General features: G+C 67.3%; 9 protein-coding genes. 7 read left to right on the top strand and 2 right to left on the bottom strand.

Annotated features, from left to right (window positions below; translation table 11 throughout):
• Positions 1 to 334: 334 nt before the first annotated feature.
• Positions 335 to 994 carry a TetR/AcrR family transcriptional regulator gene (locus ABZ909_RS12330; protein WP_356998153.1) on the bottom strand — a complete coding sequence of 220 codons (660 nt, stop codon included), beginning with the start codon at positions 992 to 994 and terminating at the stop codon, positions 335 to 337.
• 136 nt (positions 995 to 1130) lie between these two features.
• Between ABZ909_RS12330 and ABZ909_RS12325 the strand changes: the two genes are divergently transcribed.
• The 7 genes from ABZ909_RS12325 to ABZ909_RS12295 all read left to right on the top strand — a co-directional run bounded on the left by ABZ909_RS12325 (position 1131) and on the right by ABZ909_RS12295 (position 10665).
• Positions 1131 to 2264, top strand: a complete 1134-nt coding sequence (locus ABZ909_RS12325; RefSeq protein WP_356998152.1) for a VOC family protein — start codon at positions 1131 to 1133, stop codon at positions 2262 to 2264.
• A complete protein-coding gene (locus ABZ909_RS12320) occupies positions 2261 to 3199 on the top strand; it encodes a fumarylacetoacetate hydrolase family protein (RefSeq protein WP_356998150.1) in 939 nt (312 codons plus the stop codon). The genes ABZ909_RS12325 and ABZ909_RS12320 overlap by 4 nt, the downstream gene beginning before the upstream one ends.
• Positions 3196 to 5112 carry an acyl-CoA synthetase gene (locus ABZ909_RS12315; RefSeq protein ID WP_356998148.1) on the top strand — a complete coding sequence of 639 codons (1917 nt, stop codon included), beginning with the start codon at positions 3196 to 3198 and terminating at the stop codon, positions 5110 to 5112. The genes ABZ909_RS12320 and ABZ909_RS12315 overlap by 4 nt, the downstream gene beginning before the upstream one ends.
• Positions 5109 to 5465 (top strand): DoxX family protein, encoded by a 357-nt coding sequence (locus ABZ909_RS12310; protein ID WP_356998146.1) that lies wholly within the window; start codon positions 5109 to 5111, stop codon positions 5463 to 5465. The genes ABZ909_RS12315 and ABZ909_RS12310 overlap by 4 nt, the downstream gene beginning before the upstream one ends.
• Positions 5462 to 6988 carry a bifunctional 3-(3-hydroxy-phenyl)propionate/3-hydroxycinnamic acid hydroxylase gene (locus ABZ909_RS12305; protein ID WP_356998145.1) on the top strand — a complete coding sequence of 509 codons (1527 nt, stop codon included), beginning with the start codon at positions 5462 to 5464 and terminating at the stop codon, positions 6986 to 6988. The genes ABZ909_RS12310 and ABZ909_RS12305 overlap by 4 nt, the downstream gene beginning before the upstream one ends.
• Positions 6989 to 7113: 125 nt before the next feature.
• Positions 7114 to 9327 (top strand): MMPL family transporter, encoded by a 2214-nt coding sequence (locus ABZ909_RS12300; RefSeq protein ID WP_356998144.1) that lies wholly within the window; start codon positions 7114 to 7116, stop codon positions 9325 to 9327.
• Positions 9328 to 9648: 321 nt separating this feature from the next.
• Positions 9649 to 10665 (top strand): agmatine deiminase family protein, encoded by a 1017-nt coding sequence (locus ABZ909_RS12295; protein ID WP_356998531.1) that lies wholly within the window; start codon positions 9649 to 9651, stop codon positions 10663 to 10665.
• A 17-nt stretch (positions 10666 to 10682) separates the two neighbouring features.
• Here ABZ909_RS12295 and ABZ909_RS12290 read toward each other — a convergent pair whose 3' ends face one another.
• Positions 10683 to 14522: a hypothetical protein gene (locus tag ABZ909_RS12290; protein ID WP_356998142.1), complete on the bottom strand. Its 3840-nt coding sequence runs from the start codon at positions 14520 to 14522 to the stop codon at positions 10683 to 10685.
• Between the last annotated feature and the right edge of the window lie 89 nt (positions 14523 to 14611).

The following is a 14611-nucleotide window of genomic DNA, read 5'->3' as shown; positions in this document are numbered from 1 at the left end:
CCGAGTCGCAGGTCTACAGAGTGCTCTTCGCATTGATCGACGCAGGAATCGCAGCCTACGTCCTGCCTGTGCGCGCGACTGTGCTCGAGCCCGGCGATCCGGAGGTCGTGTGGCGGCTCTGGGTCGACCTCCCGCGGTATCGCGCGGCGGAGGATGTGTTGATGGAGTTGCTGCGGTACGGCCGCCCTCGACGCCCGCCGAAACCGGTGCCGGGCCGTCGTCGGCGCCGGCGAGTGCCTCTGGTTCGCAAGCCGCAGTGAGCCCCGGAGCGGCACGAACGGCATCCACACACCAAACCGTCGCGTGCGCGGTGCGCCGATTCCGGCGGGCGTGTTCAGGCCGCGGTGTCGGTGTGCGGCAGTGCGTCGAGCGACGGCAGTGGACGCCCGCAGATCTCGTGCGCGTCGTCTGCGGAGAGTCCGAACATGCGCAGCAGATCTTCGGTGACCTGATCCGTCGCCTCCGCGTCGTCGCGTTCGGGCTGCTCGTGCAGGAGCTGGCCGAGGCAGATGGCGGCGCCGGTGACGATGGTCATGGTCAGCTCGGTATCGCGGACATCGAATCGTCCGGCACGGACACCGGCCTCGATATCGCGGCGTGCGCGGGGGGCGAGGCCCTTCTCGGAGCGCGCGAGCTGTAGGCCGTTGTTGATCAGGACCTTGCTGAGCATCGGGTTGCGGCGGTGCAGGCGCCCGGTGAGCCGGAAGCTCTGGGCGAATACCTGAGCCGGGTCGCCGAGGTTTTCGCAGAGGGTGTCGAGCGCGACGCCGTACAGATCGAGCGCTTCCTCGACGGCGGCCTCGAACAGTTCTTCGCGGGTTTGGAAGTGGTTGTAGAACGAGCCCATACCGACGTCGGCGGCCTGGGTGATCTCCAAGATCGGCACGCTGAGTTTGCCCGCCGCGAGGAACGATTGCGCCGCCCGTACGAGCGCCGCGCGGGTACGCGCCTTCCGGCGCTCCAGGCGATTGGGTTGCCCGGATTGCGTGACCATCGCTGTCCACCTCTTCCCTGACACCGTAGGCCGACCAGCATAGCTCCCCGGGTCAGTTCTGACGAAATTTTCAGAAGGTCTTGACTGACTATTGGTTCGTGAATGACGATATCGTCAGAACCTGAAGGGAGCGTCGATGAGTGGACATCACGACGTGCACAACGGCCTGCACAGTGAGCAGGGCGCAGTGCGGGGTGAACACCCCGGCCGCGCCCGCAATCCCGTGGTGAAGGTGCTCGATCTGGCCTGGCTGGAGTTCGAGAAGCCCGATCTGGAGCGCGCCGAGATCTTTTCTCGCGCTTTCGGTTTCACCACCGCCGCGCGGACATCCGAGGAATTGCACCTGCGCGGAACCGACGCCGGGTCGCCCTGTGTGCTGGTGCGGCGCGGTGATCGGTCCCGGTTCGTCGGCCCGGCTTTCCGGGCCGCCGAGACCGGCGATCTGCTGCGTCTGGGCGAGCAAACCGGTCTGCGACCGCAGCCGCTGCCGGAGTCGCTCGGCGGGCTGGGTCTCGGGCTGATGGATCCGCGCGGGCTGCGGGTCCGAGTCGTCGCCGAAACCCACGAACTGCCCGGCCTGCCCGCCCAGCGGCCGCAGGTGTTCAACAGCGGGCACGAGGTACTGCGTGTCAATGCCATCCAGCGGCCGCCCCGGATTCCGGCGCAGGTGCAGCGCCTCGGCCACGTCGTGCTGCAGACCACGAAGTACCGGGAGACTCTCGACTGGTACCTGCGCTATCTGGGCCTGATCGTCAGCGACTTCCTCTTCTACCCGGGACAGCGGGAACGCGGGCCGGTGATGAGCTTCATTCGCTGCGACCGCGGCGCGACTCCGGCGGACCATCACACACTGGCGCTCACCCTCGGGCCGTCCAACCGGTACGTGCACTCCGCCTACCAGGTCGCCGATCTGGATGCGCTCGCCGCCGGCGGCGAGTACCTCCTCGACCACGGTTATCAGCGGTCGTGGGGAATCGGACGCCATATCCAGGGCAGTCAGATCTTCGACTACTGGCGGGATCCCGACGGCTTCATGGTCGAGCATTTCAGTGACGGCGACATGTTCGACTGCACCCTCGAGCCGGGCTGGGCGCCGATGAGCGCGTCGGGTCTGGCGCAGTGGGGGCCGCCCGCCACCAAGGATTTCCTGGGTCTCGCCCCCGGGCGGGAATCGCTCAGAGAAGTGCGCTCCATCCTCGACGCGCTGTGTGAGGACAACGAATTCGATCTCCGCCGCCTGCGCGGCCTGCTGAAAGTAGCCAATTCATGAGCATTTCCGTTCTCCGTACCGCGGACGCCTGGTGGGTTCGGACACCTGCCGGTGCGGCGCGCATCGATTCGGTCGCGTCCACGACGCGCGAACTGCTGGCGGATCGGGCGGCGATCGACGCAGCGGCCACGAGCTCGGATGTTGTTCCGGTGGAAGGTCTTTCGCTGATCTCTCCGGTGACCGCGCCGTGTCGAGTCGTCGCGCAGATGACGAACTTCGCATCCCACGTGAAGGACTCGGGGATGAACCCCGAGACCGTGCCGTTGACCTTCTTCCGCAAGAGCTCCGGATCGATCAGCGGTCCCTACGACGACGTGATCCGGCCAGCGCATGTCGAGCTGCTGGACTACGAGGTGGAGATCGGCCTGGTGTTCGGCCGCGAGCTGCCGGTCGGCGCCGAGATCGACGATGACTCCCTCGGCGACTACATCGCGGGTCTGGTCGTGACGAACGACGTGTCGGCCCGGGACGTGCAGCTGCCGAAAACCCAGTTCTACGAGGCGAAGTCGTACCCGACCTTCACACCCGTCGGCCCCGCGCTGGTGCTGCTGGACGCCGGCGAACTCGAGCGGTTCACCGATCTGCGCCTCCGGCTGTGGGTGAACGGCCGAGTGCGCCAGGACATGACGGTCGCCGACATGATCTACCGGCCGGTCGAGACGCTGCGGGCGTTGAGCCGGTTCCAGCGCATGGATGCCGGAGACCTGTTGCTGACCGGAACCCCGATCGGCACCGCGCTCAGCGCTCCGCCGAAGCCGGTCGAGATCATCGCGTCGCTGCTGCCGCCGAAGCTGAAGTGGAAACTGTTCTTCGAAGGCCAGGCCAAGAATCCGAAGTACCTGCGGGACGGCGACGTGGTCGAGGCGACCATCGGCACCGACGATGAAATCCTCGATCTGGGTCGCCAGCGCACGGTCGTGAGGTACGCGCGGTGACCCCGACTCTCGAGACCGACGCCGAAGCCCTCCTGTGGCCGCGCTACACCGGTCCGAAAGACCTGAGCGCTATCGAATCGGTGCCCCTGGCCGAGCGCCGGCTGCCCGAGTCGACCTACGCACTGCTGTTACGCGCCGCGAGACAGTGGCCGGAACGTACGGCCGTCACCGTGCTGTCCGATGCCTCGAATTGGCGGGAACCGGTGCGGCGCACCTACTCTCAGTTGCTCGCCGAGGTGCACCGCTATGCCAACCTGCTGCACGGACTCGGCGTGCGCCGCGGCGACGCTGTTGCCCTGATCGCGCCCAACTGCGCCGAGCTGATTCCCGCCACCCTGGCCGCGCAGCTGGCGGGCATCGCCGCACCGATCAACGGCGGCCTGTCGCAGGCGCACATCGCGGAGCTCCTGCTCCGCTCCGGTGCTCGGGTGCTGATCACCGCCGGCCCCGAACTCGCCGCCGACATCTGGGCGTCGGCATACGAACTCGCGTCCCAGGGTCTGCTGGATGCGGTACTGGTGCTACGGCCGACCGCAGCCGCAGCCGCAGTCGATACCGTGCCGCTGCCCATTGTCGACGGTGTGCGCATCGACTATCTCGATGCCATTGCGGCTGACCAGGATTGGGACGCTTTCGCCGGGGAGCCCCCCGCCGCAACTGATCTGGCGGCCCTGTTCCACACCGGCGGTACCACCGGAGTGCCGAAACTGGCCGCGCACCGGCAGTCCGGTGAGGTTGTCAATGCGTGGATGATCGCGGCCAACTCCCTGCTCGACGAGGACTCGGTGATCTTCGCCGCGCTGCCGCTGTTCCATGTCAACGCACTCGTCGTGACTCTCCTCGCGCCCTTGTTCCGCGGTCAGCCGGTGGTATGGGCCGGGCCGCTCGGATATCGGGACCTCGCTCTCTACGGAGAGTTCTGGAATATCGTGGCGCACTACCGGATCGCGGCCATGAGCGCGGTGCCGACGGTGTACGCGGTGCTGGCGCAGTGCCCGATCGGCGCGGACATCTCGAGCCTGCGCTACGCGATGGTCGGCGCGTCCCCGCTGCCGTCCGCCGTGCGCGAGAACTTCCAGTCGCACACCGGGGTCACGTTGGTCGAGGGCTATGGCCTCACCGAGGCGACGTGCGCGACCGCCCGCAGTTTCCCGGATCTGCCGCGTCCCGGCTCGGTCGGACAGCGCATGCCCTATCAGCAGGTCAAGGTTGTTCGTACGCCCGAGGACGGGGTCTGGACCGAACTCCCCGCCGGTGAGACCGGCATTTTGGTGATCGGCGGACCGACGGTCTTCGCCGGTTACGTGACCGGCCGCACCGAGCACGGGCACGTGCTGGACGGGCTCGGTGCCGTGGTGGACGGGTGGTTGAGCACCGGTGATCTCGCGCACGTCGATGCCGATGGCTTCATTCATCTACACGGTCGCGCAAAGGATCTCATCATTCGCGGCGGTCACAATCTCGATCCGGCGGTCATCGAGGACGCGCTGCTGTCCCACCCGCAGGTGACCGCGGCTGGCGCGGTCGGCCGCCCGGACGTACATGCCGGGGAGGTGCCCGTCGCCTATGTGACCCTGGTGCCCGGTGCGGAGGTGAGCGAGGCGGATCTCGTTGCCTGGGCGGGGGAGCGGGTGCCCGAACGCGCCGCCGCGCCGAAAGCCGTCACGGTGCTGGATGTCCTGCCGGTGACCGACGTCGGCAAGCCGTACAAGCTCGGCTTGCGCGCCGACGCCACTCGTCGCGAGGTGCTGGATGCGCTGGCCGGAGTCGAGGCCGTGCTCGGCGTCGCCGCGCAGGTCGAGGACGGCGCGATCGTGACCGTCGTCGAGCTCGGCTCCGGGGCCGCGCAGGGGGCCGTCGAGGCGATCCTCGGTCGCTACGCGATCACCTGGAAGGTCGAGGTGCGCCGATGAAGGTCGTGTCGACCGTGCTGGCCGCGGTGCTCGCGGTGGAGTTCCTGTCGTTCGGTGCGGCCAAGACGCTCGCCCTCGCGTCGATGCGGGAACGTGCTGCGCGTCTGGGCTACTCGACCGCCGCCTACCGGGCCATCGGAGCGCTCGAAATCGCCGGCGCGAGTGGGCTGCTGATCGGTCCGGCCCGGCCGCCGATCGGGATTGCCGCGGGAATCGGCCTGGCACTGTTGATGGCCGGTGCGGTGGCCGCCCATCTCCGCAACGGCGACGGCGTGGCGGAGTACGCGCCCGCGGCGGGCACCGGACTGGTCACACTCGGCTACCTGGCCGTGCTGGCCGGGGTTTCGCAGTGAGCACCGCGATGATCCCGGTGGTGATCGTCGGCGCGGGCCCGGCCGGTATTACCGCGGCCACGTTGCTCGCGCACCATGGGATCGACACTCTGGTGCTGGAGCGGTGGGCGGATGTCTATCCACAACCGCGGGCAGTGCACCTCGACGGCGAGATCCGCCGGATCCTGGAACGTCTGGGAGTCGGCCGGGAATTCGACGGGATCTCCCGGCCCGCCCTGGGGCTGCGGCTCCTCGACCGGAGCGGGCGGGTGCTGGCCCAGTTCGATCGCGACCCGGCCGGTGGGCGCAGCGGGTATCCGGAGGCGAACCTCTTCGACCAGCCGGAACTGGAGGCGATCCTGCGGGTCAACCTGAAGCGGCATCCGGGGGTGACTTTGCGCGGTGACGTCGAGGTCGCCGCCATCACCGAGGAATCAGGCTGTGTCCGTGTTGATTTCACGGATCTGGTAACCGGTGATGCCGAATCTGTACGTGCGCGTTACGTATTGGGCTGCGACGGCGCCAACAGTGTTGTCCGCGGCGCGATCGGCGCGCGCATGCGGAATCTGCGATTCGAGCAGCGCTGGCTGGTGGTGGACGTCGCCACGCCACGGGACCTGGGGCAGTGGGAAGGCGTGCACCAGGTGTGCGATCCGGCGCGCGCGGCCACGTTCATGCGCATCGGAAAAACCCGCTACCGCTGGGAATTCCGGCTCCTGCCCGGCGAGACCGCCGCCGACTTCGGCGATCCGGGTCGGCTGCGCCCGTTGCTCGACCCGTGGCTCGGCGGCGTTCCGGAGGCGGATCTCGAACTGGTCCGCGTCGCGGAATACACCTTCCGGGCCCAGCTGGCCGACCGCTGGCGCCGGGGCCGGGTGTTCCTGCTCGGCGATGCCGCGCACCTCACCCCGCCGTTCATCGGCCAGGGCATGGGCGCGGGCCTGCGCGATGCGGCCAACCTCGGGTGGAAACTGGCGGGCGTGCTGCGCGGGGAACTCCCGGAGGACGTGCTCGATACCTACGAGACGGAGCGGAAACCACACGCGCGGGCCATGATCCGGCTGGCCAAGCTCACCGGCGTCACCATGACGGACGGTGGGGAACTGGGCAACCGGCTGCGCGGTCTGCTGGCACCGCGCCTGCACCGGATCCCCGGTCTCACCCAGATGCTCACCAGCGGCGAATCCCCGCCCCTGCACCTCTCGGGTCCCGAGCGCGGGCCGCGCCTGCGCCGACGGTTGAGGGGTCGGCTGGTTCCCAACGTGCGGCTCGCCGACGGGCGCCGCCTCGACGAGGCCATGAACGGGCGCTACACCGTCATCACCGTGCGCGAGCCCGAGCCGCAGTGCCGACTGATCGTCGAACAGCGCGGCGGATTCATCGTCGTCGCGGAGCCCGGTACCGAGCTGCATCGTTGGGTGAGGCAGGGTCGCGCCGTCGCGGCGCTGGTCCGCCCGGACGGCACCGTGCAGTGCTGCGGGGACGTGCAGTCGCTGTGCGCGGCATCGCCTTCTTTCCATCCGGGCGCGCAGGCGCGAAGGTGACGAGCCGGTTGCTGACCATGACAACGTTTATGAGGAAATCATCATCTGGCGTGTTACCGTACCGATAGGTCTGTGATCGCTGCGTTGGGTCGAAGGTCGGATGGTGTCTCCACGAGAGGACCCGCATGTCCCGCTATCTGTACGCACTCGGCCAGGTCGTTGTCCGCCGCCGCTGGTGGGTGCTGGCGATATGGATCGTGCTGCTGGCCGCCGCCATCGGATTCGCCGCCGCGACAGGCGGAAGAACCAACGACAATTTCACGGTTCCGGGCACCGAATCGCAGGACGCGGTCTCCTTGCTGAAGCAGCGGATGCCCGCTTTCTCGGGTGCGCAGATGCAGGTCGTGTTCGCGACGTCGAACCTGGCCACGGTGACCGATCAACCGGTAACCGGCGAGATCGAGCAGGTGATGGCCGAGTTGAAGGGGCTGCCGCAGGTCGCCGCGGTGGTCGACCCGTTCCAGGCCAAGGCGGTCTCGCCGGATCAGCATGTCGCGCTGGGCAGTGTGCAGTTCTCCGTGTCGGCCGGTGAGGTCGAGCAGTCCACCCTCGACCAGGTGACCCGGGTCGCCGACCAGGCGCGTGACACCGGTCTGCAGGTCGAGTTCTCCGGTGCCGTCTATCCGGGCTTCGCCCCCGAGGTCCCGCACACGCCCGAAATGCTCGGTGTCATTGCCGCCTTCATCATTCTGCTGATCACCTTCGGCGCGGTGGTGGCGGCGGGACTGCCGATCATCACGGCGCTGGTCGGCGTGGGTATCGGTCTCACCGGCATCCTGGGCATCGCCGCCTACACCGACGTGCCGTCCGCGGCGACCTCGCTGGCACTGATGCTGGGCCTGTCCTGTGGCATCGACTACGCGCTGTTCGTCCTCTCCCGGCATCGCCACCAGGTGGTGCTGGGAATGGCTGTGGCGGAGTCGATTCCGCTGGCGGTCGGGACCGCGGGCAGTTCGGTGGTGTTCGCGGCGGTGACCGTGATCATCGCACTCTGCGGGCTGGCGGTCGCGAACATTCCGTTCCTCACCGTCATGGGCCTGACCGCCGCCGGTGCGGTCCTGGTGGCCATGCTCGTCGCGCTGACCCTGCTGCCCGCACTGCTCAGTCTCGCCGGTGGCACGGTCGCCAAGTTCATTTCGCCGCCGCTGCACCCGGGAAAGCCGGAGGAGGTGGCGCGCATCGCCGCCTACGAGCCCGAGCGCACCGCGGGCCACGCCTGGGGACGGTTCGTCACCCGCTTCCGGGTTCCATTGCTGGTGCTGGGTATCGCGGTGCTCGTGGTGATCGCGCTGCCCGCCACCCGTATGGATCTCGGATTACCCAGTGGCGCAACGCAACCGGAGTCCAGTACCGCCCGCAGGGCATATGACCTGGTGAGCCGGTCGTTCGGCCCCGGGTTCAACGGAGCGCTGCTGGTGGTGACCGACCTCTCGCACGCCACCGGCTCGGACGCGGCGCAGACCGTGATGGGCCGGCTGCGGCAGGAGCCCGACGTCGCGGTGGTGCAGCCGGCGGGCACGGGCGACAACCTGGTCCTGATCCAGGTCGTGCCCAAGACCGGTCCCGACGACAGCGCGACCGCCGATCTGGTGAACCGCCTGCGCGATGACCGCGCGACCATCGAGAGCGGCTCCGGGGCAACGTATCTGGTGGGCGGCACCACGGCGGCGAACATCGATACCTCACGCCGGTTGGGTGCGGCGCTGCCGGTCTTCCTCGTTGTCGTCGTGGGCCTGGCGCTGGTACTGCTGACCATCGCCTTCCGGACCGTCCTGGTACCGCTGTCCTCGATCGTCGGGTTCATCCTCTCGGTGTTCGCGGCCCTCGGAGCGCAGGTCGCCGTCTTCCAATGGGGCTGGGGCGCAAGCCTTTTGCATGTCACCAAGGCGGAGACGCTGAGCTTCCTGCCGATCATCACCCTGGCCATCATCTTCGGGCTGTCGAGCGATTACCAGATCTTCGTGGTGTCCCGCATCAAGGAGGAGCACACCCGCACCGCGGACGCGACCGCGGCCGTACGCAACGGGATCGCGCACTCGGCGCGCGTCGTCACGGCCGCGGCGCTGATCATGTTCGGCGTCTTCGTCGCCTTCGCCACCGTCGACAACCCGATCGTCAAACCCTTGGCGTTCACGCTCGCCGTGGGGGTGCTGCTGGACGCCTTCATCGTCCGGTTGACCCTGGTGCCCGCCGTCATGGCCCTGATCGGCGATCGCATGTGGTACCACCCGCGGTGGTTCGCCCGCTACGTGCCCGACTTCGACATCGAAGGCGCCGAACTCGAACGTCGTTTCACGGACGACACCGACACCGAAGCGCCGCGGGTGGTTGCCAACTGATCGAGGACGCGGCTCGCCGAGCATGACGTGCTCGGTGGTCGAGAAGTCGAGGTGTCCGCGGCTGCCGTGGGGAGGCCGGACGCCAGGACGGCCGCGCGGCCCGCCGCCATCGCGCCGACCATGAAAGCCCTTCTCGAACCGACGTTTTCAAGGGTGCTCACCACCTGACCGAGCTGCTCGCCTCCCCGGGCATGTCCGCCTTGATCGGATGGGAGAGTGCTGAAGGCTGGATCGGCGCACCAGCCGGTTCGCCCCGTAACACCGTAGCCGCAACACCTCCGGTCGTAAGATGTACGGACGCTATAAGGAGAGGCAGTGGCCGTGGCCTGGGTGATGCCAGCGGAAACAAGCCCGCATGAGCGAATCTGGATGGCGTTTCCGCCGGCGGGGGCGGCAGGCCCGACAACGAGCAGCGTGCACGATGCGCGGATCGCCTGGGCTGCGGTGGCACACGCGGTCGCAGGGTTCGAGCCGGTGACGATGGTCGTCGACCCGGCGGATCGGACGGTCGCCCGGCGGTACCTCTCTGCAGGCATCGACATCGTCGAGGCGCAGCTGAACGATGCCTGGATGCGGGATATCGGACCGACATTCGTGTTCGACGCGAACAACCGCCTCGGCGCGGTCGACTGGGTGTTCAACGGCTGGGGCGCACAGGAATGGGCACGCTGGGACCATGACCAACTGATCGGCGCGCGAGTCGCCCGGCTTGCGGGCGCGGAGATCGTCTCGGCACGAATCGTCAATGAGGGCGGCGGAATTCAGGTCGACGGTAAGGGAACCGTGCTTGTGACCGAAACTGTGCAGCTGGACCCTGGCCGCAATCCGGGCCTGGGCAAAACGGCGATCGAAGCCGAGCTGGCCCGCACCATCGGTGCGGAGCACGTTGTCTGGCTCCCCCAGGGCCTCACCCGCGACAGCGGGCGTTTCGGCACGCGCGGCCATGTCGACAATGTCGTGGCCATCCCGATGCCAGGGGTGCTGCTGGTGCATTCCCAGCACGATTCCGCGCATCCCGACCATCCCGTAACCCGGGAGATCATCGCAACACTGAGGGACACGCACGACGTCAACGGCAACTCGTGGGAGATTGTGGAAATGCCCGCGCCACAGGTTCTCCGGGACAACGAGAGTTGGGTGGACTACAACTACATCAACCATCTCGTCGTCAACGACGGTGTCATCGCGTGCGGATTCGATGATCCAGGGGACAAGCCGGCACGGGGCATCCTGGCCGATATGTACCCCGGTCGAGACATCGTCACTGTCGATGCGCGCGAGATATATGCGCGTGGCGGCGGGATCCACTGTATTACCCAGCAGCAGCCCCGGCGCTGATGTGCTCATGAACTCCGTCAGGTCCGGATCGCGGTGAGCCCGGCGTGGTGGGCGACCACTATGCGCGAGTCCGGACACGTGGTCAGCGACATGACCACGACCTCGAGTTCCACCCGGTCCAAGACTTCCCCAGTGGCGACGTCCCACACCCGCACCGTGGTGTCACCGCCGCTGATCAACGTCGGACAACCGGCGACTTCGGCGAAGGCCACCTTCCACGTCCCACCGCTGTGCCCCATCAACGGACTTCCGCCCCCGAGCAGTGCGCGCGAGTCCATATCCCAGATCCGCACCTCCGAGTCCGCGCCCGCCGCAGCGACGATCCGCCGCCCGGCGACCTCGGTAACCGCAACCGACCAGACACCGCCGTTGTGGCCGGTGAACGGATCGTGAGTCTGCCTGGCTGCGAGCAGATCCCACAGTCGGACCGTGGAGTCGGCGCCGCCGCTCACCAGGATCGGCCCCTCGTTCGTGTCGAGGACCGCGAGGGACTTGACACCGCCGACATGACCGGTGAGCGAGCGGCCTATCTGTGTCCGAGAGACCAGATCCCACATCCGGATCGTCCCGTCGGCGCCACCGGTCACCACGACCGGACGATCGCCCAGTCGCGTCACGGCGATGGCCCAGACCCCGCCGGTGTGCCCGCTCAGCGGGGCATCGATCTGCTGCCGGGTGATCAGGTCCCAGACTCGGACAGTCGAGTCGCCGCCCGCGCTGACCGCGACCGGTGCGCCCGCCAGTTGGGTGGTGCGCAGCACCCAGACCCCGCCGCTGTGCCCGTGCATCGCAGGCCCGATCTGGGTGCCGGTGTCCAGATCCCACATCCGCAGCGTCGAATCGATGCCGCCACTGACCACGACCTGATCACGGTTTACGGTTGTGGCGGAGACCGTCCACATGCCGAATGTGTAGCCCGGAGTCTGCGGGCTGAGCAACGTGCCGTCGGCCAGATCCCACACGCGGACAATGGAATCCCCGCCCGCGCTCACCGCGACCGGACGACTGTCGAGCTGTGCGACCGCGACGCCCAATACCTCACCGCGGTTGCCATCGATCTGCTCGCCGACTCGCTCCCCGGTCCGCAGGTCCCATATCCGCAAACTCATATCCGAGCCGCTGATCGCGACCAGCCGACCGTGGAGTGTGGTGACCGCAACCGACCATACGGAGAACGCGCTGTCTGCGATCGTGTTGCCCAGCGGAGTGCAGCTGATCAGATCGGTAACCCGCAGCGTGGAGTCCGCGCCGGCGCTGACCGCGATCGGCCTGCCATCCAGCTCGCTGATGATGAGATACCAGACGCCCCCGGTATGCGCGTGAATCGGTGCACCGATCGGCTCATGGGTGGCCAAGTCCCACAACCGGATTGTGCAGTCGATACCGCCACTGACCACCACCGGGCGTCCTTCGATCTCCACGACATGCACCGACCGGACCTCACCCTTGTGTCCGAGGCACGGGTCGCCGATCGAGGTGCCGCTGGCTGCGTCCCAAACCCATATCTTGCCGTCGGCTCCGCCGGTCACCACCACACCGCGCCCGGCCAGCTGGCCTACCGCCAAAGCCATGACGACGCCTGCCGGGCCCGCGTAGGGCGGGCCGATCGGTTCGCCGGTCGCGAGATCCCACAGCCGCACGGTCGAGTCGTCAGCCGAACTCAGCACCGCGGGACGACCGTGCGCGCTGGTCACGGCCAAACTCAGGATGACACCGGTATGCCCGGTGAACGGTGCCCCGCGCGGCACACCGGTTTCTATATCCCATACTCGAATCGTGTGGTCCGCACAGCCGGTCACCGCGACAGGCTTGCCGTCCAGCTCGGCCACCGTGACGACCCAAATGCCGCCGGGAGGACGACCGCCATCCGGGGACAGGTTGAAGTCGGGCTCGCGGGTCCAGATCAGTCGATGCCCCGAATCAGGCTGCAGCGCAGCGAGTTTCCGTTCCAGGTCGTGCTCTCCGAGGCGAGCGGCGTAGAGCTGCAACTGGAACAACCGGTCCGCCGGGTTGCCGAGAAAATCGGCAGCGACGCGGTATGTCCGCGCTCCAGGAGTGTCGATGGTCGCGTATTGCGTGAGGCGAGCCGTCAGGGTCACCGGATACGCGTTCAGCAGGTACTCCGGGTCGCCGGTGAGCTCGCCCAGATGGCCGCTTACCGCGGCGTGATCGGCCATATGGGTGCGCAAATAGGAATTGGCACGCGGCCAATCCAGCTGTCCCCTGCGGCGCGGCACCATTGCGAACAGTTGGCGAAACACCAACTGCGGGCCGTCGATTCCGCGGGCGACATCCCGCTTGCACAGGTAATCCACCAGAGCCTGGTGGTAGAGCCGATAAACCTGTACAGGGAAGTCGTCATCATACGAGGTCGTTGTAGTTTCGAGCAGGTAGTCGCCTGCATTTTCGAGCAGCCATTCGACATCGTCGGCGCTGTAGTGCCGACCATGGTGGGGTGTCAGCCGCTCTGCAAGCCTGATCCACATATCGTCATGCGGCATGCCGTCGCCGAAGACATACGCCAGCGGACGCAGCAGGTCTTCCACTCGGATACGGTCGGTGTCGGAAAATCGGTCCAGGTAAGCACGCATCGCGTCGGATACCGTGGTCGGAAAATCGTCCCAGTCGGGTTCGTCCACATCGACCACCGTTGACCGATCGATAAGCCACACCGCGGTGAGGGCTGCGATGAGGAACGAGGGATAAGCCCGGGCCGCCACCCGGTTGGCAACCCGCTCTGCTAGTTGAGGATGTCCCCGGTAGGGCGTATCCGACCGAGAGCGCGCCGATGGCACACCTTTCAACATCAGTCGGCGGAGCACGTACAACCGCAGATCGGTCGTATTGAGATAGTGCTCCGACTCGAGGTTCATGGCGCGACTCTCCGCCGTCTGACCGAGTTCGCTCAGCAACGTGCGATGAGCACCTGGGCGGGTGCCGACAACCAGCCGCAGGCCGAGATCGCGAGCCAGCCACGCAAGGTTTCGAAGGTCTTTCGAGGCACCTCGCGCGTTCGTCGACTCGTCGAGACTATCCACGACGAACGTGACGGCCTTGCCATACACGGCCAGATCACTGACCAGGTTGTTCACGTCAGACGCGTCGGAGTCCACCGCCTCGGCGAGCGCGTTCAGGATCTGGGACGAACTGAGGCTGCGCGCATCGACTGCCGCGTCGATTGCGGCGGTGGGCAACTCGGAAAGTGGATCATCGCGCGAAAGTGGATAGCGCTGACGAAAACCCGGTTCTGATCGCGTCACCAACTGGGCCAGCACACCGGACTTACCCGAGCCCGGACCGCCGGTTACCACCCGGAGATTGTCGCCGGGGTCCGGGTCCGCAGTGATCCACCGGACGAGTTCGGTAAGAGCGCGTACTCGATCGGTGAAGAAGGCTCCTGCCACCCTGGCCGTCTCCACGCCGCGCGCCCGAGGGTCCCAATACTCAGCGAATGCCGGATCCAAGGCCAACCGTGACGGAATCAGGTCCGGACAGTACCTCGCAAGCAGGTCCACCGGTATCATCGCCGCGATCATCGCATCCGGCGCTGCTGCGTCCCGCGCGACTGCCATACCCACCACACCCGGCAGGGTGGTGTCCCAGATCGGCGCACCGGAAAAGCCCTCGGTCACCGCGCGTCCGGCTGTCCTGTCGCCTTCCAGCTGTACCCATTCCTCGCCGATGGTCCACTGGCGGCGAATCCAGCCCTTTGCTCCTAGCAGGATCCCGTCCGGAAAACCCTGCACGCTGAAGGGATGGTCCTCGCCGCGCGAAGGCCAGCGCAGCGGCACCCTTCGGGTGCCGCTCGGCAGCCCACCGATCGCTTCGACCACCGCGATATCGCCGCGTCGGTCCATGCCGCGTGGTATCCATCGCACCAACTCGGGGGTCTCAACTGAAATCCATTGCTGTTCAACACGCACCGCTACCGAACCGACCGTATTCG

The sequence above is a fragment of the Nocardia sp. NPDC046763 genome (genome assembly GCF_040645495.1).
GTDB lineage: Bacteria > Actinomycetota > Actinomycetes > Mycobacteriales > Mycobacteriaceae > Nocardia.
This window is presented reverse-complemented; position numbering and strand designations above follow the sequence as displayed.